This window comes from Parafrankia colletiae, from assembly GCF_001854655.1.
Lineage (GTDB): Bacteria > Actinomycetota > Actinomycetes > Frankiales > Frankiaceae > Parafrankia > Parafrankia colletiae.
In genome coordinates, this window is sequence record NZ_MBLM01000123.1 from 16,325 (window position 1) to 39,573 (window position 23,249).

Sequence of the window (23,249 nt, forward strand, 5' to 3'; positions counted from 1 at the left end):
CAGGATGAGGTCCGTGACCTCAGTCTCGACCCCTCTCCCTGACGTGTCGTCCCTTGTGATCGGTATCCTCGGCGGCTCTGGGCCGCAGGGTGGCGGCCTCGCGGTCCGCTTCGCCCTGGCGGGTCACCAGGTGCTGGTCGGCTCGCGCTCGGCTGACCGCGGGCGGGATGCCGCCGCCAAGCTGGCCGGTTCCGGGCGCCGCATCGAGGGCGGGGACAACGCCGACGTCGCCGAGCGGGCGGACGTCGTGATCGTCGCGGTGCCGTGGGAGGGCCACGGCGAGCTCCTCGCCGATCTGCGCAAGCAGCTCGCCGGGAAGATCGTCATCGACTGCGTGAACCCGATGGGCTTCGACAAGGGCGGCGCCTTCGCGCTGCCCGTCGCGGAGGGCAGCGCCGCGCAGCAGGCCGCGGCCGTGCTGCCCGACAGCACCGTCGTCGGCGCGTTCCACCACGTCTCCGCCGTCCTGCTCATGGACGAGACGGTCGCGTCGATCGACACCGACATCCTGGTGATCGGCGACGACCGCCCCGCGACCGACACGGTGATCGCGCTCGCGAACCAGATCACCGGCATGCGCGGTATCTACGCCGGCAAGCTGCGCAACGCCGGCCAGGTCGAGGCGCTCACCGCGAACCTCATCTCGGTGAACCGCCGCTACAAGGCGCACGCCGGCCTGCGCGTCACCGACGTCTGAGCCCGTGGCGGCGGGTTCGGCAGTGCCGCCGGTCGACCCGGCGCGGCCTCGTGACGAGTCGACGCAGCCGCGGGACGACCTGGGAAACCCGGTGCCCGTCCCGGCGGAGGTCCGGCGCGTCGTCTCGCTGGTGCCGAGCCTGACCGAGTCGGTCGCGGCGAGCGCGCCGGGTCTGCTGGTGGGGGCGACCGACTGGTGCACCCATCCCGAAGGTCTGGCGGTGACCCGGGTCCGCGGGACCAAGAACCCGGACCTGGAGCGGATCGCTGCGCTGGCACCGGACCTGGTCTGCGCCAACGCCGAGGAGAACCGCCAGGTCGATCTGGACGCGCTGCGCGCCGCCGGGCTCGCCGTCTGGGTGACCGCGCCGACGACCGTGCCCGCGGCGCTGCGCAGCCTCGACCGGCTGCTGCGCCTGGGCTGCCGGCTGCCGCGTCCGGCCTGGCTGACGACCGCGGAGCAGGCCTGGGCCGAGCCGTACCGGGGGCCGCGCCGCCGCGCGGTCATCCCGATCTGGCGCCGGCCGTGGATGGCGGTCGGCCGGGACACCTTCACCGGTGACGTGCTGGCGCGGCTCGGTGTGGACAACGCGCTCGGCGGCTCCGACCAGCGCTACCCGCGGGTGGACGTCGCCGCGCTGCCGCCGCACGATCTGGTGGTGCTGCCGGACGAGCCGTACGCCTTCAGCCCGTCCGACGGCCCGGAGGCGTTCGCGGTGCCCGCGGTGTGCGTCTCCGGACGCCTGCTCACCTGGTACGGCCCGTCACTGGTCGAGGCCCGGACCGGCCTGGCCGCGGCACTGGCCGCCAGCCCGGGCCCCGAAGCCGCTCAGGAGCGGTGACTGACGCAGAAGCAGCGCTGACGCAGGTGCGGTCGCGACCCGGTAGCTGTGCCAGGACTCAGTAGCTGTGCTCGACGGTCGGGTAGACCCCGCGTGACACCTCGTCGCTGTACGCCGTGGCCGCCTCGGCCAGCGCCGTGCGCAGGTCGGCGAAGCGCTTGACGAAGCGGGGGGCGGGCCCGCCGGTCAGGCCGGCCATGTCCTGCCAGACCAGCACCTGGGCATCGCAGTCGGCACCCGCGCCGATCCCCACGGTGGAGATCACCAGCTCCTTGGTGACCCGAGCCGCCAGGTCGGCGGGGACGACCTCCAGCACGACCGCGAACGCGCCGGCCTCCTGCAGGCTGCGCGCGTCTGCGAGCAGCACCTCACCGGCCTGGTCGCGGCCCTGTACGCGATAGCCGCCGAAGGCGTGCACGCTCTGCGGAGTGAGGCCCAGGTGCCCGATCACCGGGATGCCGGCAGCCACCAGCGTCTCGACCTGGGGCAGCACCCGGGCGCCGCCCTCCAGCTTGACGGCCTGCGCGCCGCCCTCCTTGAGGAAGCGGGCAGCGGTCGCCAGCGCCTGCTCGGGGCTGGCCTGGTAGGAGCCGAACGGCAGGTCCGCGACGACCATCGCGTTCGGGGCGCCGCGCACGACCGCGCGGACCAGGGGGATCAGCTCGTCCACGGTGATCGGGACGGTGGTCTCGTAGCCGTAGACGGTGTTGGCCGCCGAGTCGCCGACGAGCAGGACCGGAATGCCGGCCTCGTCGAAGATCCCGGCCGTGGTGACGTCGTAGGCGGTGAGCATGGCCCACTTCTGGCCCCGCTCCTTGGCCGCGCGCACGTCGCGGACCGTGGTCCGCCCGGGGCGGGCGCCGCGAAGCGAGGCCGGCGCCGGCGCAGCGGCTGGCGCCTGAGGCTGATGCTGAGCTGGGGCCGCCGTCGCCGCGGCGGAACGGGCCGGGGTCGGCGCGCCGTAGAGCGTCGCCGCCTCGTCCGGGCCGGCGGGGGAGCCGGCCCCCTCTCCGGGGCCGGAGGGATTGCTGATCGCGGAGGGGTTGCTGATCGATGACGTCATGCGAACTCCCGGTGATCCGTCCGGGCGCGGGATCGCGTCCCGGCGTGTCTCCATGCTGCCACCGATCGGGCCGCCGCCGATAGGCCTGTGACCGGCCTGCAACGCCGGCGGTGTCGCCGTCGCAATCGGATGCGCCCGGCGGCGCGCGGACGTACTCTACGATCTTGGGAACGCTGGGGCCGGGAACGGGCCGGCGCCAGGTGCCCGGTTGCACCATGCCCGCTGCCGCGGCGCGTGGTCGGCACCGGGCCGAAGGAACGCGGCCGTGCTTCCACGGGCGCGCGGCGGTGCGACGAAGGCGCGGGTGGCATACGGGCATGCGGATGGCGGTCGGATGACGGTGGCGCATGCCAGCGGGACGGATCCCCGTGGACGCCAGGCACCCCCACCCTCGGGGGTGGCCCGCCCCCCGGGCCGGCCTCCGGGCCGGCCCCGTGACACCCGGCGTGACCCGCTGATCATCGAGGCGACCCTCGCGGCGCTGGCCGACAACGGTTTCGGGGGCCTGTCGATGGAGGCGGTCGCCGCGGCCGCGGGTGTGGGGAAGGCCACCGTCTACCGCCGCTGGCCGACGAAGGGCGCCCTGGTCGCCGACGCGCTGGCGACGCTCGCGGAGTCGCACGAGCCGCATGACACCGGGTCGCTGCGCGACGATCTGGTCGCCGCGGTGAACGCGGTTCGCCGGCACAACATCCAGACGCTGTCCGGGCGGATCATGCCGCGGCTGCTCGCCGAGAAGGAGAGCCACCCGGACCTGTTCGACACCTACCGCCAGCAGGTGATCGTCCCGTCCCGGGAGCAGGTCGCGAGCGTGCTGCGGCGCGGGGTGGCCGCCGGGGAGCTGCGGGCCGACCTCGACATCGACCTGGCGACGGACATGCTCGTCGGCCCGGTCTCCTACCGGCAGTACACCGGCGGCAGCCACGAGGTGACCGGCACCCGGATCGGCCAGATCGTGGACACCGTCCTGGGCGGCATCCGCGCCCGCTGACCGGCTGTCGCATCGCGGGTGGGTCGCGGGTGGGCCGCGTCGCGGCGGCCGGCTGCCCGGCGGTCACCGACCGTGCGCGTAATCCCGTTGGGGGTGTCGGAGCGCACGGGTAGCATCGCGGTCGGGACGCACCTGGCGTCCACGTCACAAGCCATGCATGTCACAAGTGGTGCACGTCACAAGTCGTGTCCGGGGCGCGGGGGACGCGCCCGGCCATCCGTCCACACAGCAGGAGAGTCCGGTGTCCGACGTCCGCATTACCGTCCAGCGAGGTCAGCAGGCCGAGGAGCGGGTGGTGCGGACGGGTACCACGGCCGCCGGGCTGTTCGAGGGCGAGCGGTCGGTGGTCGCCGCCCGGGTCGGCGGGGTCCAGCGTGACCTGGCCCATCCGCTCGCCGAGGGCGACGTCGTCGAGCCGATCACCGTCGACTCGCCCGACGGGCGGGCCATCGTCCGTCACTCCTGTGCCCACGTCGTGGCCCAGGCTGTGCAGGACCTGTTCCCCAAGGCGCGGCTCGGCATCGGCCCGCCGATCCAGGACGGCTTCTACTACGACTTCGACGTCGAGCGGCCGTTCACCCCCGAGGACCTGAAGGCGGTGGAGAAGCGCGCCCAGGAGATCATCAAGGCCGGGCAGCGGTTCTCCCGCCGGGTGGTCAGCGAGGACGAGGCGCGCACCGAGCTCGCCGACGAGCCCTACAAGATCGAGCTGATCGGGCTGAAGTCCAGCGCCGGGTCGGACGACGAGGCCGGGGTCGAGGTGGGCGAGGGCGAGCTCACCATCTACGACAACCTCGACCCCAAGTCCGGCGAGCTGTGCTGGAAGGACCTGTGTCGCGGGCCGCACGTGCCCACCACCCGGCACATCCCGGCGTTCGCGGTGCAGCGCTCGGCGGCGGCCTACTGGCGGGGCAGCGAGCGCAACCCGCAGCTGCAGCGCATCTACGGCACCGCCTGGGAGTCGCGGGACGCGCTCAAGGCCTACCAGCACCGCCTCGCCGAGGCGGAGAAGCGTGACCACCGCCGCCTCGGCGCCGAGCTGGACCTCTTCTCCTTCCCGACCGAGATCGGTCCGGGCCTCGCCGTCTTCCACCCGAAGGGCGGTGCGATCCGCACCGTCATGGAGGACTACTCGCGGCGTCGGCACATCGAGGCCGGCTACGAGTTCGTCAACACCCCGCACATCACCAAGTCGGACCTGTACGAGATCTCCGGGCACCTCGACTGGTTCGCCGACGGCATGTACCCGCCCATGCAGCTCGACGGCGGGGCGGACTACTACCTCAAGCCGATGAACTGCCCGATGCACATCCTGATCTTCCGGTCGCGCGGCCGGTCGTACCGGGAGCTGCCGCTGCGGCTGTTCGAGTTCGGCACCGTCTACCGGTACGAGAAGTCCGGCGTGGTGCACGGCCTGACCCGGGTCCGCGGGCTCACCCAGGACGACGCGCACCTGTTCTGCACCCGGGAGCAGCTGCCGACCGAGCTCGACACCGTCCTGAAGTTCGTGCTGGGCCTGCTGCGCGACTACGGCCTGGCGGACTTCTACCTGGAGCTGTCGACCCGGCCCGAGGGCAAGGCGATCGGCTCGGACGAGGAGTGGGAGGAGGCGACCGAGCTGCTGCGCGAGGCCGCCTCCAAGCAGGATCTCGAACTGGTCATGGACCCGGGCGGCGGCGCGTTCTACGGGCCGAAGATCTCGGTGCAGGCGAAGGACGCGATCGGGCGTACCTGGCAGCTGTCCACCATCCAGGTGGACTTCCAGCTCCCGCAGCGCTTCGACATGACCTACCAGGCGGCGGACGGCACCCGCCAGCGCCCGTTCATGATCCACCGGGCGCTGTTCGGGACGATCGAGCGCTTCTTCGCGATCCTGCTGGAGCACTACGCGGGGGCGCTGCCGCCGTGGCTGGCCCCGGTGCAGGTCGTCGGCATCCCGATCACCGACGAGCACGTGCCCTACCTGGACGGGGTCGCCGCCAGGCTGCGGGAGCGCGGCATCCGGGTCGAGGTCGACTCCTCCGACGACCGGATGCAGAAGAAGATCCGCACGGCGCAGAAGCAGAAGGTGCCGTTCATGCTGCTCGCCGGCGACGAGGACGTCGCCAAGGGGGCGGTGTCGTTCCGCTTCCGGGATGGCACGCAGCGCAACGGCGTGCCGGTGGACGAGGCGGTCGCCGAGATCCTCGACGCCGTGGACCGCCGCATCCAGGTCTGACCAGGGCCGGAGACCGCGGGGCCGGGCTGCCGGGCTGGCGGGCTGCTGGATGGCCGAGGGGCCGGCGTGGGCTACTCCGTCCGGCAGCCGGTCGGAGCCGAGCTGGCCCGGCACGGGCTCGGCGGGCGGCGGGACTGACAGGGATCCGGAGCGCGGGTGGTGCTCCAGGCGGTTGCGGCCGCGCAACTTCGCCGTGACGCGCGACGCCTGGAGCGGGATCTGTCGCTACCCTCGGGCAAAGTACCCGGTGGCGCCGAGCCCCCGCCCGGAGCCGTCCGGGCGGGCGGCGGTTCCGGGCCAGACTGCCGGTAGATGACTCGGCTCGCCGTGCCGACGAGTCCGCACTGCGCGCGGAGGGCCCATGGACAAGCAACAGGAATTCGTTCTTCGCACACTTGAGGAACGGGACATCCGTTTCGTCCGGCTCTGGTTCACCGACGTGCTCGGGGTGCTGAAGTCCGTCGAGATCGCGCCGGCCGAGCTGGAGGGCGCGCTCGCGGAGGGCATCGGCTTCGACGGTTCGGCGATCGAGGGCTTCGCCCGGGTGCACGAGGCGGACATGCTGGCCCGGCCCGACCCGTCCACCTTCCAGGTCCTGCCGTGGCGCGGCGAGCACCCGATGACCGCCCGCATGTTCTGCGACCTGGTGATGCCGGACGGCCTGCCGGCGGCCACGGACTCCCGCTGGGTGCTGCGGCGCACGCTGGCGAAGGCGGCGGACGCCGGGTTCACCTTCTACACCCACCCGGAGATCGAGTTCTTCCTGCTCAAGGAGCCGCCCACCCGCGGGCGCCCGGTGCCGGAGCCGGTCGACGAGTCGGGCTACTTCGACCTGACCCCGAACGACATCAGCCACGACTTCCGCCAGCAGGCGATCAGCGTGCTGGAACGGCTCGGGATCTCGGTGGAGTTCAGCCACCACGAGGTCGCGCCCGGCCAGCAGGAGATCGACCTGCGCTACGCCGACGCGCTCACCATCGCCGACAACATCATGACCTTCCGCCAGGTGGTGAAGGAGGTGGCGCTGCGGCAGGGCATCTACGCGACGTTCATGCCCAAGCCGTTCAGCGCCCAGGCCGGTTCGGGCATGCACACCCACATGAGCCTGTTCGAGGGGGACCGCAACGCCTTCCACGACCCGACGGACGAGTACCAGCTCTCCAAGGTGGCGAAGGCCTTCATCGCCGGAGTGCTGGCGCACGCCGCGGAGATCACCGCGGTGACGAACCAGTGGGTCAACTCCTACAAGCGCCTCGTCGGTGACCAGCGCGCCGGGGAGCTCATAGAGGCCCCCGCCTACGTCTGCTGGGGTCACAACAACCGGTCGGCGCTGGTGCGGGTCCCGCTGTACAAGCTGAACAAGTCGAACGCCGCGCGGGTCGAGTTCCGCTCGCCGGACAGCGCCTGCAACCCCTACCTCACCTTCGCGCTCATGCTCGCCGCCGGGCTGCGCGGGGTGCAGAACGGGTACGAGCTGCCGCCCCCGGCGGCCGACGACGTGTGGACGCTGACCGACTCCCAGCGCCGCGAGCGCGGCATCACCGCGTTGCCCGGCTCGCTGGCCGAGGCGATCACGGCGATGGAGGGCTCGTCGCTCGTCCGCGAGACCTTCGGCGACGAGCTGTTCGACTTCTTCCTGCGGAACAAGCGGTCCGAGTGGACGGAGTACCGCCGGCAGGTCACGCCCTTCGAGATCGACCGGTACCTCCCGACGTTGTGACCGCCCGGCGGGCGACCGTCGCCGCCCAGCTCGCGCGGCTCGGTTTCTCCGACGTCGAGCGGGTCGCGGCGACCATGCGGCGGATCGGGCTGCTGCCGGCTGCCGGCGAGACGGCGGCGGGCGAGACGGCGGCGCGCGAGGCGGCGGCGCGCGAGGCGGCGGCGGGCGGCGGGAGCGCCGCCGGGTTCCCGGTCAGTGCGATCGTCGGCGAGCTCGCCGCGGCGGCCGATCCCGATCTGGCGCTGCGCAGCCTGGAGCGGCTGCTCGCCGCCCAGCCGGCGGGGGAGGGCGACCGGGTGTTGGCCGCGCTCGCCGGGAGCCCGGGCCTGCGCCGCCGGCTGATCGCCGTCCTGGGGGCGAGCTCGGCGCTCGGTGATCATCTCGCCGTGCATCCCGCCGACTGGGCGGTTCTTGCCTCCGACACGGCGCTGGCGGGCCCGCCGGATGCGGCGGCCGCCCGGGCGGATCTGCTCCACGCCGTCGGCGCCGACCCCGCGGCCGCCCAGCCCCGGGCCGGCGGCGACGGCCCGGAGGTGCTTGACGCGCTGCGGCTCGCCTACCGGCGAGCCCAGCTGGTCCTCGCCGCCCGTGACCTGACCGGCGCCGTGTCGCTGGACGATGCGACAGCGGAGCTCGCCGACCTCGCCGGGGCGGCGCTCGACGCCGCCCTCGCGGTGGCCCGCGCCGGGCTCGGCCCGGTCGAGACCCCCGTCCGCCTGGCGATCATCGGCATGGGCAAGTGCGGCGGGCGCGAGCTGAACTACGTGAGCGACGTGGACGTCCTGTTCATCGCCGAACCAGGGACGGACGACGGCCTCGACGCGGCGCTGCGGACCGCCACCCGGCTGGCCGAAGGCGTCGTGCGGGCCTGCGGGCTGACGACCCCGGCCGGGGAGCTGTTCCAGGTCGACGTCAACCTGCGGCCCGAGGGCCGCCACGGCGCTCTGGTGCGTACCCTCGACAGCCACCGGGTCTACTACCGTCGCTGGGCCCGTACCTGGGAGTTCCAGGCGCTGCTGAAGGCCCGGCCGATCGCCGGCGACCGCGAGCTGGGGGAGCGTTTCGCGGCGATGATCGCGCCGATGGTGTGGACGGCGGCCTCCCGCCCGGACTTCGTCGTGGACATCCGCGCCATGCGGCGCCGGGTGGAGCGCTCCCTGTCGCGCTCCGAGGCCGACCGCAACCTCAAACTGGGCCCCGGCGGGCTGCGGGACGTCGAGTTCGCGGTGCAGCTGCTGCAGCTCGTCCACGGCCGGACGGACGGCAAGCTGCAGGTGGCGTCCACGCTGGACGCCCTCGACGGCCTGGCCCGCGGCGGCTACGTCGGGCGCCGGGACGCCGCCGGGCTCGCCGACGCGTACCGGTTCCTGCGCACGGCCGAGCACCGCCTGCAGCTGCAGCGGCTGCGGCGCGTGCACACCCTGCCGCGTGACCCGGCCGAACTGCGCTGGCTCGCCCGCTGCATGGGGCTGCCGGGCGCCGCCGAGCTGGCGGACGAGCACCGGCGGGTGGCCCGGTCCGTCCGCAGCCTGCACGAGAAGCTCTTCTACCAGCCGCTGCTGGAGGCCGTCGCCCGGCTGTCGGCGGAGGAGATGCGCCTGACGCCGCAGGAGGCCGCCGACCGGCTGGCCGCACTCGGCTTCGCCGACCCCGCCCGTTCGCTGCGCCACATCGAGGCGCTGACCAACGGGGTGAGCCGGACCGCCACCATCCAGCGGCACCTGCTGCCGGCGATGCTGCCCGCCTTCGCCGACGCACCCGAACCGGACGCCGGCCTGCTGGCCTACCGGCAGGTGAGCGAGGCGCTCGGGCGCACGCCGTGGTACCTGCGGCTGCTGCGGGACTCCGCCGGTGCCGCCGACCGCCTCGCGCGGGTGCTCGCGACGAGCCGGTACGTCGCCGACCTGATGACCCGCGCGCCCGAGTCGGTACGGCTGCTGCGCACCGAGGACGAGCTGCGGCCGGTGCCCCGCGAGGCACTGGCGCGGACCCTGCTCGCGGTCGCCCACCGCAACCCCGACGCCCTGGACGCCGTCGGGCGCGCGCGGGCCGTGCACCGGGTCGAGCTGGTCCGGGTCGCCTGCGCGGACCTGCTGGGCCTGCTGGACGTCGGCGCCGTCGGTCGGGCCCTGTCGGACGCGGCGGCCGCCACGATCGAGGCCGCCCTCTTCGTCGCCCGCCGCCAGGTTCTCGGCAGTGAGCCGGAGGAGCACAGGGAACCGGGGGAGCACAGGGAGGCGGGGGAGGCGGACGGCGGCCTGCTGCGGCTCGGCGTGGTGGCCATGGGCCGCCTCGGCGGAGCCGAACTGTCCTACGGCAGTGACGCCGATGTGCTCTTCGTGCACGAGCCCGGCCCGGGTCTCGACGAGGTGGAGGCGGCCCGGCTCGCCGCCGCGATCATCGGGGAGCTGCACCGCCTGCTCGCGCTGCCCGGCCCGGACCCGCCGCTGCGGCTGGATGCGGCGCTGCGCCCGGAGGGCCGCGGCGGCCCGCTCTCCCGCACACTGGACGCCTACGCGGCCTACTACGGCCGCTGGTCGGCGGGCTGGGAGGCACAGGCACTTCTGCGCGCCCGCCCGGTCGCCGGCGACCGGGAACTCGGCGGGCGGCTGTGCCGGCTCGTCGACCGGGTCCGCTACCCCGACCACCTGCCGGACGGTGCCATCGCCGAGGTGCTGCGGCTGCGCGGCCGGATGGAGCAGGAGCGCATTCCCCGTGGGGTGGACCACGGTCTGCACGTGAAGTTCGGGCCCGGCGGGCTGACCGACGTCGAGTGGACGCTGCAGGTCCTGCAGCTGCGGCACGCGGCACGGCTGCCTGCGCTGCGCACGACGGCGACCCGGGAGGGGTTGCGCGCCGCCGCCCACGCCGGCCTGCTCACTCCGGGGGAGCTCGCCGCCCTGGATGCCGCCTGGACGCTGGCGTCCCGGATCCGCAACGGGATCATGCTGACCTCCGGCCAGGCCGGCGACCTGCTGCCGGCCAGCCGGCCGGGGCTGGAGCGGGTCGCCCGTGCCCTTGGCTACCCGGCTGAGAAGGTGGAGGCGCTGCCGGATGACTACCGCCGGGCTGCCGCCCGGGCGCGGTCGGTGGCTGACGACGTCCTCAACCACGAACGGGCGGGTTAGCGGCGGACCGGAGCGGACCGAAGCAGGGCGGGCGGGTGGAGCGGGCGGCCCTCGACGACGCCCGTCGGCTCAGGGAACTGGCCGCGGCCCCGGCGCGTGCGGCGCCGGAACCGCGACCTGTGCTGTCGTGACCAGCGGGCCGTGCGGTGGGTCCGCTGGTCGGTGGTCGGTCAGACCGAGACGGTCGCGTCGGCGGTCTGCGACGGTACGAACAGGGTCGGCTTGTCGCCGGCCAACGCGCTGCAGCAGGTGTCGACGATCAGCGCGGAGACCACATACGGGTCCATGTTCGCGTTCGGTCGGCGGTCCTCGATCCAGCCCTTCTTGGCCTTCTCGACAGCCCACGGGATGCGGATGGACGCGCCGCGGTCCGAGGCGCCCCAGGAGAACTTGTTCCACGGGGCGGTCTCGTGCTGGCCGGTCAGGCGGTCCTGGATGCCCGTCCCGTAGTGGGTGACGTGCTCCATGACCCGGGTGCCCAGCGCCTCGCAGACGGCGACGATCGCGTCCCAGCTCTCCATGGTCTGCTTCGTGGAGAAGTTGGTGTGCGCGCCGGCACCGTTCCAGTCACCGAGCACCGGCTTGGCGGCGAAGGAGACCGTGGTGTCGAAGTCCTCGGCGATCCGGTGCAGCAGCCAGCGGCCGAGCCAGATGTGGTCACCGATCGCCGGCGTCGGCAGGACGCCGATCTGGAACTCCCACTGGCCCATCATGACCTCGGCGTTGGTGCCCTCGATCGCGAGACCGGCGTCCAGGCAGGCCTGGGTGTGCCGCTCGACGATGGCACGGCCGGGCATCTTCTCGCCGCCGACGCCGCAGTAGTACGGGCCCTGCGGCTCGGGGAAGCCGGTCGCCGGCCAGCCCAGCGGCCGGCCGTTCTGGAAGAACGTGTACTCCTGCTCGATGCCGAAGTTCGGCGTCATGTCCGCGTACTTCTCGGCCACCTTGCGGGCCGCGGCGCGGGTGTTCGTCGGGTGCGGCGTGAAGTCGGTCAGCTGTACCTCGCACAGGACGAGGACGTTGTCGCCACCGCGCAGCGGGTCCGGGACGGTGAAGACGGGCTGCAGCACGCAGTCGGAGTTCGAACCCGGGGCCTGGTTGGTGCTGGAGCCGTCGAAGCCCCAGATCTCCGGCTCCTTGCCGCTCTTCACGATGYGGGTCTTGCTCCGCATCAACGGCTCCGGCTTGGTGCCGTCGATCCAGATGTACTCGGCCTGATAGCTCACTCATACTCCCCGTGGTTGACGTGTCACGTGACGGAGCGACTGTGTGATCGGCCGGGGGAAGGCCGACCCCCGGCCGCGACTGACGGGAGGGTTCGTCCGGAGCTTGGTCGGGCCTGGTTTCCAATCAGTTCCCGCATTGTTAATTCTCGGTCACTCGGGCGTTGCGGGGGTGGCGTGGCGGTGGCGGCGGGCCGAATAGTGGGCGGGGTGCGGGAGACGGCGGCCGGAAAAGTTGTCGTAACGACAGAAGGCCCGTGTCCGGGGGTTCATGGACACGGGCCGTCCGTTGTCGGCCGATCCCGGCGGGGTAGCCCCGGACCTATTCTGGTAAGACCCGTGTGCAGGTCGCCGGTGGGGAGACCGATGGCCCGGCGGGCGGGGCCACAGGTCATGTCCGAGGCGGTCGCCCGGGGGTCGGCACGGTGTGACGAGAGATGCCGGGACCCGATGGTGGCGCTGGTCCGGACCAGCCCGAAATCCGGGGCTGTCCGGGGCTAGATGTCGTAGTAGAGGCTGAACTCGTAGGGGTGGGGGCGGAGTCGGATGGCATCCACCTCGTTCACCCGCTTGTAGTCGATCCAGGTCTCGATCAGGTCGGGAGTGAACACGTTCCCGGCACGCAGGAATTCGTTGTCGGCCTCGAGGGCGTCCAGCACCTTCTCCAGGGAACCGGGCACCTGCGGGACGGCGGCGAGCTCGTCCGGCGGCAGCTCGTAGAGGTCCTTGTCGATCGGGTCCGGTGGGTCGATCTTGTTCTTGACGCCGTCCAGGCCAGCCATCAGCATCGCCRCGAACGCCAGGTAGGGGTTGCAGCTCGGGTCGGGCACGCGGAACTCGACCCGCTTCGCCTTCGGGGAGTCGCCGCCGAGCGGAATCCGGCAGCACGCCGAGCGGTTGCGGGCCGAGTAGACCAGGTTGACCGGGGCCTCGTAGCCGGGCACCAGCCGCCGGTAGGAGTTCGTGGTCGGGTTGGTGAACGCGAGCAGGGCCGGGGCGTGGTGCAGCAGGCCGCCGATGTAGTGCCGGGCGGTGYCGGACAGACCGCCGTACCCGTTGGGGCTGTAGAAGAGCGGCTCGCCGTCCTTCCAGAGGCTCTGGTGCGTGTGCATGCCGGAGCCGTTGTCCTCGAACAGCGGCTTGGGCATGAAGGTGACCGTCTTGCCCCGGCTGCGCGCCACGTTGCGGATCACGTACTTGTAGAGCATCAGGTTGTCGGCGGTCTTGAGCAGCGTGTCGTACCTGATGTCGATCTCCGCCTGGCCGGCGGTGCCGACCTCGTGGTGCTGCATCTCGACGGTGATGCCGACGTCGAACAGCACCCGGGTCATCTCCGAGCGCAGGTCGGTGAAGTGGTCCGTCGGCGGCACCGGGAAGTAGCCCCCCTTGAAGCGGGGCTTGTACCCGAGGTTGCCGCCCTCCTCCTTGCGCGCGGTGTTCCACGCGGCCTCGACCGAGTCGACGGCGTGCATCGAGCCGGAGGGGCTGTAGTCGTACCGGACGTCGTCGAAGATGTAGAACTCGGCTTCCGGCCCGAAGTACGCGGTGTCGGCGATGYCGGTGCCGCGCAGGTACTCCTCGGCCTTCTTCGCGATGTTGCGCGGATCGCGCGAGTACTGCTCCTTGGTGATCGGGTCGTGGATGAAGAAGGTCATCGCGAGGGTGGAGTGCTCGCGGAAGGGGTCGACAAAGGCCGTGCGGGGGTCCGGCAGCAGCAGCATGTCGGATTCGTGGATCGCCTGGAACCCGCGGATCGACGATCCGTCGAACATGAGGCCATCGCTGAAGACCGACTGGGAGAAGACCTCCGTCGGGATAGTGAAGTGCTGCATGACGCCGGGAAGGTCGCAGAAGCGTACGTCAATGAACAGAACTTTTTCGTCCCGGATATAACGGAGCACGTCGTCGGCGTTCGTGAACATCCACCCTCCAGCGTTGTTCAGGCTTCCAATGACTGACAGAGTACGCTCTGATCGCTAGCATGACGGCACGGCATGGCGTACCCGGGAAATCACTACACTGTTTCCGGGATGTTACCTTAGCGGTGTCTGTGACGTTGTGTCATCACCCGGATGGTGCGGGCGCGCCGCATAGGCTTGCGTCGTGGGACGCGCACTCGGAGGCTGGCTGGAAGGGCCCGGGCTGCCCCGGGACACACCGCCCGGAGCCCGGCTCGGGCTACCGRCTGACGGGCCTGGGTCGGTGGTGGGCTTCGGGCCCCGCATCGTCGCCTACCTCGTCGACGCGGTCATCGCGAACCTGCTGGTCGGCGTGCTGTTCATCGTCGGGCTCGACGCAGCGGCGGACATTCGCGGGCTGGCGGTCTACGGGGCCTTCCTCCTGGAGGAGTTCCTGCTGGTCGCCGTGGCCGGGCAGACCATCGGCATGCGCCTCGCCGGCATCCGGGTGATCCGGGCCCGCGACGGCGCGCGGCAGAGCTGGTCCTGGATCGCCGTGCGGACACTGCTGCTCGCCCTGCTGGTGCCCGCCTTCATCTGGGACCGCGATCTGCGCGGCACGCACGACCGCGCCGCCGGCACGGTCGTGGTACGCGACGCGGTGGTCTCCGCCGGCGCCTGAGCGCGGCTTGCCCTCTTCTGCTGTGCCTTGGCCGTAGCGCCGCAGGCAGGCAGGTAGACGCCGCGGCCGAGGAGAGAGCCGGCCGAGGAGAAGACAGAGCGGACCCGCGCTGGGTCAGCGCGGGTCCGCCGGACGCGTGAGTGCGGGTCTGCGGGTGCGGGTCAGCGCGGGCGACCGCCGCGAGAGATGTTGCGGGGGATCGGGCCCTTCGGGATGGGCAGGGCCGGGGCGCTCACGGCCCGCAGTCGGCGCTCGAGGGCGTCGACGTCCCGCTTGCGCAGCTCGCGGCGCATCCGCATGAGGGTGCTCTGCAGCTTCGGCAACGGGATCTCGCCCTCGCCGGTGCCGACGATGTAGTCGGTCAGTGGCGCCTCGCCGACGATCTTGCGGATGCGGCGCTTCTCGGCGACCAGCAGCTCCCGCGGACCGCGGCCGCGGCCCTCGGCGATCAGCACAACCCCGGCGCGACAGACCACGCGATGGACCACATCCTGGTGCCGGTTCACGCCGACCGCCGGGGTGAGGCGCCAGTCGCCGCGCATCCGCTCCACCACACCTGCCGCGGCGCCGGGCTTGCCCTCCATCTCGGCATACGCGGTCCGCTGCACCCGGCGGCTGAAGACGTTGAGCGCCACGACGACGCCGAGCAGGATCGCGATCGGCAGCCACAGGTAGATCGGGCCCACGAAGACACCCAGGAGCACACCGACCACGACGGGAACGGCCAGCCCGAGCAGGGTCCACCACAGCACGCTGGGGTCGCGCTCGCGAGTGATCTTGTAGACGAGCCGGATCTGGGCGAGCTTGCTGGTCCCGCCGCCGCCCGCGCCCTTCCCGCCGCCCGCGTCAGGCGACTTCTCGCCGCGGTCCGCACCGCGCGAGCCGCTACCGGCGCCCGACGCCCGAGCAGCGCCCTTACCGGTACCGCCCGACTGCCCCGACCGGCGGGATGCCCCGCCACCCGATGTCCCGTCCTTACCCGCGGCCGCCAGTACCGGCTCCCCGCCGGCACCGGACGGCTTCCTCCGCAGCGCCATAGCCGCGAGCCTACGGCTTCGCGACGCCCGCCTGGCGGGTGGTCGACGCCAGGTGGTTCAGGAAGGCGCGCCCGCGGTGGCCGGCGGGCGGGCCGCGGCGAGCCGCGGCCTGGAGATCCGTGTCCCGGCGGCCGCCGGGACACGCGGCGGCACACACGGCGCGGGTGTCGCGGACGGCACGGTCGCGCCGACCGGCACGGGCTGCGCCGACGGGTCGGGAGCAGGCTCGAACGCGGAGACGGAGATCTGGTCGACCCACTGGTAGCCGGTCGTGACGTGAAGGTCGGTGGCGGCGCGCCAGGCGTTGTGGCGGGCCGTGCGCTGGCCCCCGTGGGGGAGAACGAGAAGGGTCAGTTCCTCAAGTGCGTTGAGCAGTGAGCGGAGCACGGTGTCGACGACCTCCCGACGCGGTCGTGGCGCCCGGGGCGGGACATGTCCCGCCGGAACAGCACTGAGTGTGAACGGCGCAGGTGTCATCCGGATATCCACAGGATGGCGGCAACCCCTACACCGCGGACGCCGCGTTTCTCGTGACGACCGCGTGACGCAGTTCCGAGCCTAGTCGCCGGAGGTAGTCCTCACCAGCGCGACCGTCACCCCGCGTGAGAGTCGTGCGACACACTTTCGGGCGGAACCCCGTCGGAGGCCACATTTCCGTTACGGAATGTGACTGCCTGCTGGTAGAGGCGCCCCGCCCGGTAGGACGAGCGCACCAGCGGCCCGGACATCACCCCGGCGAAGCCGATCGCGGTCGCGCGCCGCTCCCAGGCGACGAACTCCTCGGGCCGGACCCAGCGCTCCACCGGGTGGTGGCGCGGGGTCGGGCGCAGGTACTGGGTGACGGTCAGCAGGTCGCAGCCCGCGTCGTGCAGCGCGACCATGGCCTCCTCGACCTCCTCGTCGGTCTCGCCGAGACCGAGGATCAGGTTCGACTTGGTGACCAGACCGGCGGCGCGGGCCCGGGTGAGGACCTCCAGCGAGCGCTCGTAGCGGAATCCGGGCCGGATCCGGCGGAAGATCCTCGGCACCGTCTCCAGGTTGTGCGCGAGGACCTCCGGCGTGGCCCCGAAGACCTCGTCGAGCTGGTCTGCGTGGCCGGCGAAGTCCGGGATCAGCACCTCGACCCCGGTCCCCGGGGACTGCTCGTGGATGCGGCGGACCGTCTCGGCGTACAGCCAGGCGCCGCCGTCCGCCAGGTCGTCGCGGGCGACCCCGGTCACGGTGGCGTAGCGCAGCCCCATGGTCGCCACCGACTCGGCGACGCGGCGGGGCTCGTCGACGTCCAGCGGTGTCGGGCGGCCGGTGTCGATCTGGCAGAAGTCGCAGCGGCGGGTGCAGACGTCCCCGCCGATCAGGAAGGTCGCCTCGCGGTCCTCCCAGCATTCGTAGATGTTCGGGCAGCCGGCCTCCTCGCACACCGTGTGCAGGCCCGCCCCGCGAACCAGACTGCGCACGTCGGTGTACTCGGGGCCGGTGCRCATTCGGGTACGGATCCACGGCGGCTTGCGCTCGATCGGCGTCTGCGCGTTACGCGCCTCCAGACGCAGCAACGGCCGGCCCTCCGGTGCGACGGCGGTCATCGGGTCGTCCTCCCGTCGGCGCGCCCGACGCCGATCAGGTCGGGCGCGCTGGTCTGGTCACTGTCGGTCTTCGGCGTGTGGCAGGCCTGCGCCTCACGGCCGGCGGCGAGATAGTCGCCGATCGCCCGGGTGAGGTGCCGCTCGACCACCGGACGGGCCTCGGCGACAGGCAGCGGCCGCCCCAGCTCCCGGCTCAGACTGGTCACCCCCGCGTCGGAGATCCCGCAGGGCACGATCCGACCGAAGGCGGACAGCGCGGGATCGCAGTTGAGCGCGAAGCCGTGACAGGTCACCTTCCAGCTGACCCGCACCCCGATGGCGGCCAGCTTGCGCTGCCCGTCGGACGTCCAGACGCCGGTGCGGCCCTCGACGCGGCGGGCGGGCAGGCCGAACTCGGCGCAGGCCGTGATCAGGCCGGCCTCCAGCGCGCGGACGTAGGCGACGACGTCCAGCGGCATCGGCAGCCGCACGATGGGGTAACCGACGAGCTGCCCCGGGCCGTGCCAGGTGATGCCGCCGCCCCGGTCGACGTCGACGACGGGAGTGCCGTCGACCGGGCGGTCACCCGCGCCGGTCCGCCGGCCTGCGGTGTAGACCTCGGGATGCTCGAGCAGGATCAGTGTGTCCTCGCCGCGCCCGTGGCGGCGCTCCTCGGCCAGGGCCCGCTGCATGCTCCAGGCCTCGTGATATGGAACGACACCCAACCGGAGGACATCCACCGCCCGAGCGTACGCCGGTGGGGCGAACAGGCCGGGCTGCCGCCGCCCCGCCGCCGCCGCGCTGGCGTCAGCGCGCGCCGCCTCCCCCGCCCGCCCGCGCCTCGGACAGCACCCGGGGGGTGACGCGTGTCTCGACGGCCGTGCCGTCCGGGCCCGGCTCGACCCGCCAGGCGTACGCGTCGGGCCGGTCGGCGACCGCCTCGACGAGCTCCGTCCCGCGGAAGTGCAGGCCGACGCCGTCATCGGTGGCCCAGCCGGCGGGCAACGTCCCGTCGGCCACCAGCCGCTGGTACAGCGGCCGGCGGGCCGCCTCGGAGTCGTAGTGCGGGGTGTTGCTGTAGGGCAGCAGGGCCAGCCCGTTCGTCACCGGGCGAAGGTCCGGGCCGAACGAGTCGGTGGTGCCACCGACGTGCCAGCACAGCGAGCCGGCGGAGACGCCGCCGAGCACCACTCCGGCCTCCCACGCCGCGCGCAGGATCTCGCCCAGGCCGTGTACCCGCCACACGGCGAGCAGGTTCGCCACGCTGCCGCCGCCGACCCAGACGACGTCCTGCGCGAGCAGATGCCGTCGGACGTCGGCGACCGACGGCATCGGGAACAGGGCGAGGTGGGAGACGACGACCTCGGGCCGGTCCCGGTTCAGCGCGGCGTAGGCGCGGGCGTAGGCGGACTGGTCGTCGCCGAGCGCGGTCTGGAGCAGGCACAGCCGGGGCCGGCCGGATGTCGCCGCGACCGCGATCGCATGGTCGAGCAGTGGCCCCACCCGGGCGCCCCACCGGCCGTCGGGCTGGAAGCCGCCGCTTGCCGCGAGGATCTGCACGTCAGGACTCCTGGTTGACCGGCCCGGTGACCCGGGGTGGCAGGTGGTGGGGTAGCAGCGTGGCAGGCCGCGCTGCCGGGTGTCCCGGCGGACCGTTGCGGTTCTGCGGGAGGAAGTTATCCACAGCGCGGAAAACTCTCCTGCGTGGGGGGCCCGTTGCGCCTAGCGTCGATTCGTGACCTTCACCGACGAATCCGGCGAACGGCCCGGGCGACGCGGCGGCGATCCCGTGGTGCCGGGCATCTTCCTGCGCCACCGCCACTACGACGCCGGCGCCGGCGAGGTCTGGTCAGGCCGCGCCGAGCGCCTCGGTACGGATGTCACTGTCCGCTACGTGCGGCTTCCGGCCGATCCGTTGCTGCGCGCCGAGGCTGTCGACGAGACCCGCCGGCAGCTGGACGTCCGCCATCCGCACCTGGCCGCGGTGACCGGCGCGATCCCCACACCCGACGGGCTGGCCGTTGTCTCCGAGCCGGTGGAGGAGACCATCAGCCTGTCCAGGCTCCTCGCGGCCCGCGGCCGGCTCGATCCGGGTGAGGTGGTGACGATCGGCCTGCCCGTGGCGCAGGCACTCGCCGTGGCGCACGAGGCAGGGCTGGTCCACGGCGAGCTGACCGCACTCGACATCCTGCTGGAGGCGAACGGTCGGCCGCTCCTCACCGGTACCGGCATCGCCGGTCTGACCAGCCCCGGGTTGTCGGCCGCCGACGACGTGCGCGATCTTGCCGACCTCCTGCTCGGCGCGATGCGGCAGGCCACCGGCCCCGACGCGGCCGCGGTGGCGGTCGCGGTGGCGCTGGCGCTGGTCGACGACCCGCGGCGCCGGCCCTCGGCGGCCGAGCTGGCTGCCGGCCTGGCCCGCAGCACCACCCCGCTGCCGGTCCGGATGACAGCCGTGCCGGCCGACGCGCCCGTCATCGACGTCGAACCTCTCCCGGACGACGGGTGGGGGGAGCCGGCCGGCGCGAGCGCCGGCCACGGCGAGGCCGAGCAGAGGGACGACCCGTGGGCCACCGGCCCCGAGTGGCAGAGCGGGCGGATCCCGGAGGCGGTCACCGGCGATGCCGACATGGGTGGCGACCTGTCCGGCGGTGAGCCGGCGGGGCTCGATCCCGCCTGGGACGATCCCGGCGACGCGGGCGGTCCCGCCCGCCAGACAGGAGCCGGGGAACCGCAGGTCGAGGCCGCCCACGAGGGCGACAGCGACGACATCGGGGCGGGCGGCGGGTGGCCGCACGACGGCCGCACGGCGCCGTCCGACCCGTCCCAGCTGGTGGGTGCGCTGCCGCCGACCGGGCGGGAACGCAGGCCCCGGCCTCCTCGCAGCGGCGGGCGGGCGGGCCGGTCGGCCGCAGGCCGGGACGGGCGCCCAGCCGCGTCGGGGCGCCGTGGCGCACCGGGCGGAGCAGGCCATGTCCGGGCGCGCGGCGGTGGGCGCGACGGCGGTGCCGGGCGTGACGGCGGGCGCAGCGGCGCGGGGCGGCGGGCTGCCGGCACCGCGCGGAGCCGGCTGCTGCTTCCCGTGGTCGGCTGCGTCGGGCTCGTGGCGGTCGTCATCGCCGCCGTGCTGATGAGCGGTGGTGGTCCCGAGGGTTCCGAGGGGAGACCGGCCGCCACTACGGCCGGCGGTGGCAGCCAGGGGAACCCGAGCGCCACCCCGGTGAACGGCCGCTCCCCGGAACAGGCCTGGCGTGCGGTCCTGGACGAGCTCAACGGTGCGCGCAGCACCGCCTTCGAGCGGGCCGACCCGGCCACCCTTGCCGGTGCCGACGCGCCGGGCAGCCCGGCGCTGAGCCACGACGAGGGGCTGATCGGCGAGATGCGGGAGCGCGGTGTGCACGCCACTCCGGTCCGGGTCCAGATCGTCGACCTGGTGATCCGGTCGGAGAGTGCGGACGAGGTGGTCCTGCGGGTCACCGAGAGCATCGAGCCCTACGACTTCGTCGACGCCTCGGGCGCGGTGCAGGCGAGCGAACCCCGGGTGCCGCCGAGCACCAGGGACCTGACCCTGCGGCGGACAGAGGGTGGGTGGCGGCTGGCCAGCAGCGCGTCGGTCGCGCCCGGCTGAGCCGGTCAGGTGCCGGAGCGGAGCGCCTCCGAGAGCGCGGAGGCCAGATCCGGGTGGGTGAAAGCGAAACCGGCTCCGAGCAGGGCGGCCGGGGTGAGACGCTGGGAGGCGAACACCCCTTCGTCCGCGAACGCGCCGAGGGCCAGGCGCAGCGCCGCCCGCGGCACCCGTGCCACGGCGGGGCGGCGCAGGGCGTGGGCCAGGGCGGTGGTGAACTCGGCGTTGGTCACCGGGTGGGGGGCGACCAGGTTCACCGGCCCCTGCACCTCCTCCGCGCCCAGCAGGAAGCGCAGCGCTCCGACCGTGTCGATCAGGCTGATCCAGCTCAGCCACTGCCGACCGGAACCGAGCCGCCCACCCGCCCCGAGGCGGAAGATCGGGAGCAGGCGGGGGAGCATGCCGCCGCGGGCGGAAAGCACGATGCCGGTGCGCAGATGCACGACCCGGAGGCCGGCCTGGTCGGCTGCCGTGGTGGCGGCCTCCCAGTCGCGGGCGAGGCCGGCGAGGAACCCGTCACCGGGGGCGGCGGACTCGTCCAGAGCGACCGCTGCCGAGCCTGCCGCGGTGCCGTACCAGCCGATGGCGCTGCCCGAGAGCAGGACCCGTGGGGCCGGGGAGAGACCCGCCAGGGTCTCGGCGAGCAGCCGGGTGCCGTCGATCCGGCTCGACCGAAGCCGCTGTCTGTAGTCGGAGGTCCACCGGTGGTCACCGATGCCCGCGCCGGCCAGGTTCACCACCGCGTCGACGCCCCGCAGCGCGGTGGGATCCAGCACGCCGGCGGCCGGATCCCACCGGATCTCCGACGGGTCGCCCGGGGGGCGGCGGACGATTCGCACGACCTCATGGCCGTCTGCCTGCAGTGCGGGGAGCAACGCGGAGCCGATCAGCCCCGATGATCCGGTGACGGCCACCTTCATGCGCCGGGCTCCTCGTCTGCTCGATCAACCACCTCGACCGCCGTGCCCGGCACGTTCAGCGCCGTCGCCGACCGTCGCCGGCCAGCGCCGACCAGCGACGGCGACGGCGGTGGCGGCCAGGAGGGCTGGGGTGAGGCCGGCGTGACCCGACCCGCGGCCCGTGACCTGTGGCTGACCGCCACCGCTGCGTCGTGCCTGCCTACAGCCCCAGCTCGGCCTCGAAGGCACCTTCCTCGAGCCGGCTGGCCACCGCGGTGAGGAAACGGGCCGCGTCGGCGCCGTCGACGATCCGGTGGTCGTAGGTCAGCGCCAGGTAGACCTTCGACCGGACCGCGACGACCTCGCCGAGCTCGGGGTCCGTGACCACCGCCGGCCGTTTCACGACCGTCCCGGTGCCCAGGATCGCCACCTGCGGCTGGTTGATGATCGGGGTGTCGAACAGCGCACCCCGGCTGCCGGTGTTGGTGAGGGTGAAGGTGCCCCCGCCCAGGTCGTCCGGGGAGACCTGGTTGGCACGGGTGCGGGCGGCAAGCTCGTCGATCTTGCGCGCCATGCCGCTCAGGTTCAGGTCACTCGCGCTGTGGATGACCGGGACGACCAGGCCGCGGTCGGTGTCGACCGCGATGCCGAGGTTCTCCGAGTCGTGGTAGGTGACGGTGCCCGCCTCCAGGTCGATGCTGGAGTTGATCACTGGGTGCTCGCGCAGCGCCTCACAGGCGGCGACCGCGAAGAAGGGCAGGAACGACAGCTTCACGCCCTCGCGGGCGGCGAAGGCACCCTTGGCCCGGTCGCGCAGCTTCGCGATCCGGGTGACGTCCGCCTCCACGACGGTCGTGAGCTGCGCGCTGATCTGCAGTGACTCGACCATCCGGCGGGCGACGAGGGAACGCAGCCGGGTGAGCTTCTCGGTGCGACCGCGGGCTGCGGCCGCGGCGGGAGCCGCCGGTGCGCTGGCCGGCCGCGCTGCCGGTGCGGCCGCGGCCACGGGTGCGGCGGGAACGGGCGGTGCTGCCTGTGCGGGGGCCGGGGCCGTCTGCGACCGCGCCGCGTCCTGGATGTCCTGCTTGGTGATGCGTCCGCCCGGGCCGCTGCCGGTGACCGAGCCGAGATCGACGCCGAGCTCGGCCGCCATCTTGCGGACCAGCGGCGTCACGTACCGGCCCAGGCCGTCCGCTCCGGCGTCCGGGGCGGACGCGGCGGCCGGGGCCTGCGCCGGGACGGGCGCGGGGGCCGGTGCAGGCGGCGGAGTCGGGGCCGGCGGCGGCGTCGGCGCGGGAGTGGGAGTCGGTGCGGGCGCGGGCGGCGGGGTCGGCGCAGGAGCCGGCGGTGCGGGCGCGGCGGCCTGCGTCGGGGCCGGCTCGGGCTGCGCGGCCGGGGCCGCGCCGTCACCGGAGCCTGCCGCCCCGTCCTCGATGACAGCCAGTTCGACGCCGACCTCGACGGTCTCGTCCTCGGCGACCTTGATCGAGCTCAGGACGCCGGAGGCGGGCGCGGGGATCTCGGTGTCGACCTTGTCGGTGCTGACCTCGAGCAGCGGCTCGTCGGCCTCGACGCGCTCGCCTTCCTTCTTCAGCCAGCGGGTGACCGTCCCCTCGGAGACGCTCTCCCCGAGGCGGGGCATTGTGACGGATACTGACATGCTGACAA

General features: G+C 73.3%; 18 protein-coding genes. 8 read left to right on the plus strand and 10 right to left on the minus strand.

The genetic code is table 11. The features are described from left to right. Positions 1 to 4 precede the first annotated feature (4 nt). Complete coding sequence (npdG, locus tag CC117_RS18150; protein ID WP_195905254.1) at positions 5 to 697, plus strand: NADPH-dependent F420 reductase; 693 nt, start codon at positions 5 to 7, stop codon at positions 695 to 697. A gap of 22 nt (positions 698 to 719) precedes the next feature. Continuing rightward, positions 720 to 1,538 carry a helical backbone metal receptor gene (locus CC117_RS18155; protein WP_071085834.1) on the plus strand — a complete coding sequence of 273 codons (819 nt, stop codon included), beginning with the start codon at positions 720 to 722 and terminating at the stop codon, positions 1,536 to 1,538. Between the two features lie 58 nt (positions 1,539 to 1,596). On the opposite strand, the gene panB is transcribed toward CC117_RS18155, so the two are convergent. Next, positions 1,597 to 2,601: a 3-methyl-2-oxobutanoate hydroxymethyltransferase gene (panB, locus tag CC117_RS18160; protein WP_071085730.1), complete on the minus strand. Its 1,005-nt coding sequence runs from the start codon at positions 2,599 to 2,601 to the stop codon at positions 1,597 to 1,599. A gap of 334 nt (positions 2,602 to 2,935) precedes the next feature. Between panB and CC117_RS18165 the strand changes: the two genes are divergently transcribed. From CC117_RS18165 to CC117_RS18180, 4 genes are all read left to right on the plus strand, one after another. Further along, complete coding sequence (locus CC117_RS18165; protein WP_026310769.1) at positions 2,936 to 3,592, plus strand: TetR-like C-terminal domain-containing protein; 657 nt, start codon at positions 2,936 to 2,938, stop codon at positions 3,590 to 3,592. Between the two features lie 241 nt (positions 3,593 to 3,833). Beyond that, positions 3,834 to 5,810 carry a threonine--tRNA ligase gene (gene thrS / locus CC117_RS18170; protein ID WP_071085731.1) on the plus strand — a complete coding sequence of 659 codons (1,977 nt, stop codon included), beginning with the start codon at positions 3,834 to 3,836 and terminating at the stop codon, positions 5,808 to 5,810. Positions 5,811 to 6,171: 361 nt separating this feature from the next. Continuing rightward, positions 6,172 to 7,530 (plus strand): glutamine synthetase family protein, encoded by a 1,359-nt coding sequence (locus CC117_RS18175; protein WP_018635793.1) that lies wholly within the window; start codon positions 6,172 to 6,174, stop codon positions 7,528 to 7,530. Beyond that, on the plus strand, positions 7,527 to 10,658 hold the full coding sequence (locus CC117_RS18180; RefSeq protein WP_071085733.1) for a bifunctional [glutamine synthetase] adenylyltransferase/[glutamine synthetase]-adenylyl-L-tyrosine phosphorylase: 3,132 nt from the start codon (positions 7,527 to 7,529) through the stop codon (positions 10,656 to 10,658). Before CC117_RS18175 ends, CC117_RS18180 begins: the two co-directional genes overlap by 4 nt. A gap of 170 nt (positions 10,659 to 10,828) precedes the next feature. On the opposite strand, the gene glnII is transcribed toward CC117_RS18180, so the two are convergent. Further along, positions 10,829 to 11,884, minus strand: a complete 1,056-nt coding sequence (gene glnII / locus CC117_RS18185; protein ID WP_071085735.1) for a glutamine synthetase GlnII — start codon at positions 11,882 to 11,884, stop codon at positions 10,829 to 10,831. Positions 11,885 to 12,378: 494 nt separating this feature from the next. Then, on the minus strand, positions 12,379 to 13,803 hold the full coding sequence (glnA, locus tag CC117_RS18190; protein WP_071085737.1) for a type I glutamate--ammonia ligase: 1,425 nt from the start codon (positions 13,801 to 13,803) through the stop codon (positions 12,379 to 12,381). Positions 13,804 to 13,984: 181 nt separating this feature from the next. Here glnA and CC117_RS18195 point away from each other — a divergent pair, with 181 nt between their 5' ends. Then, entirely contained in the window at positions 13,985 to 14,461 is a 477-nt protein-coding gene (locus CC117_RS18195; RefSeq protein WP_241830222.1) for an RDD family protein, read from the plus strand. A 161-nt stretch (positions 14,462 to 14,622) separates the two neighbouring features. Here CC117_RS18195 and CC117_RS18200 read toward each other — a convergent pair whose 3' ends face one another. The 5 genes from CC117_RS18200 to CC117_RS18220 form a co-directional block, all read right to left on the minus strand. Beyond that, positions 14,623 to 15,498, minus strand: coding sequence for a DUF4191 domain-containing protein (locus tag CC117_RS18200; protein WP_071085741.1), 876 nt, complete (start codon positions 15,496 to 15,498; stop codon positions 14,623 to 14,625). 57 nt (positions 15,499 to 15,555) lie between these two features. Further along, on the minus strand, positions 15,556 to 15,975 hold the full coding sequence (locus CC117_RS18205) for a hypothetical protein (protein WP_241830223.1): 420 nt from the start codon (positions 15,973 to 15,975) through the stop codon (positions 15,556 to 15,558). 116 nt (positions 15,976 to 16,091) lie between these two features. Next, positions 16,092 to 17,078 (minus strand): lipoyl synthase, encoded by a 987-nt coding sequence (gene lipA, locus CC117_RS18210; protein WP_071085745.1) that lies wholly within the window; start codon positions 17,076 to 17,078, stop codon positions 16,092 to 16,094. Beyond that, complete coding sequence (gene lipB / locus CC117_RS18215) at positions 17,075 to 17,797, minus strand: lipoyl(octanoyl) transferase LipB (RefSeq protein WP_084132334.1); 723 nt, start codon at positions 17,795 to 17,797, stop codon at positions 17,075 to 17,077. Before lipB ends, lipA begins: the two co-directional genes overlap by 4 nt. 67 nt (positions 17,798 to 17,864) lie before the next feature. After that, positions 17,865 to 18,617 carry a Type 1 glutamine amidotransferase-like domain-containing protein gene (locus tag CC117_RS18220; protein WP_071085749.1) on the minus strand — a complete coding sequence of 251 codons (753 nt, stop codon included), beginning with the start codon at positions 18,615 to 18,617 and terminating at the stop codon, positions 17,865 to 17,867. Positions 18,618 to 18,792: 175 nt separating this feature from the next. On the opposite strand from CC117_RS18220, the gene CC117_RS18225 reads away from it, so the two are divergent. After that, a complete protein-coding gene (locus CC117_RS18225) occupies positions 18,793 to 20,685 on the plus strand; it encodes a protein kinase (RefSeq protein WP_084132336.1) in 1,893 nt (630 codons plus the stop codon). Positions 20,686 to 20,690: 5 nt separating this feature from the next. On the opposite strand, the gene CC117_RS18230 is transcribed toward CC117_RS18225, so the two are convergent. Beyond that, positions 20,691 to 21,602 carry a TIGR01777 family oxidoreductase gene (locus CC117_RS18230; RefSeq protein ID WP_071085751.1) on the minus strand — a complete coding sequence of 304 codons (912 nt, stop codon included), beginning with the start codon at positions 21,600 to 21,602 and terminating at the stop codon, positions 20,691 to 20,693. A gap of 199 nt (positions 21,603 to 21,801) precedes the next feature. Next, positions 21,802 to 23,241, minus strand: a complete 1,440-nt coding sequence (gene sucB, locus CC117_RS18235) for a 2-oxoglutarate dehydrogenase, E2 component, dihydrolipoamide succinyltransferase (protein ID WP_071085752.1) — start codon at positions 23,239 to 23,241, stop codon at positions 21,802 to 21,804. Between the last annotated feature and the right edge of the window lie 8 nt (positions 23,242 to 23,249).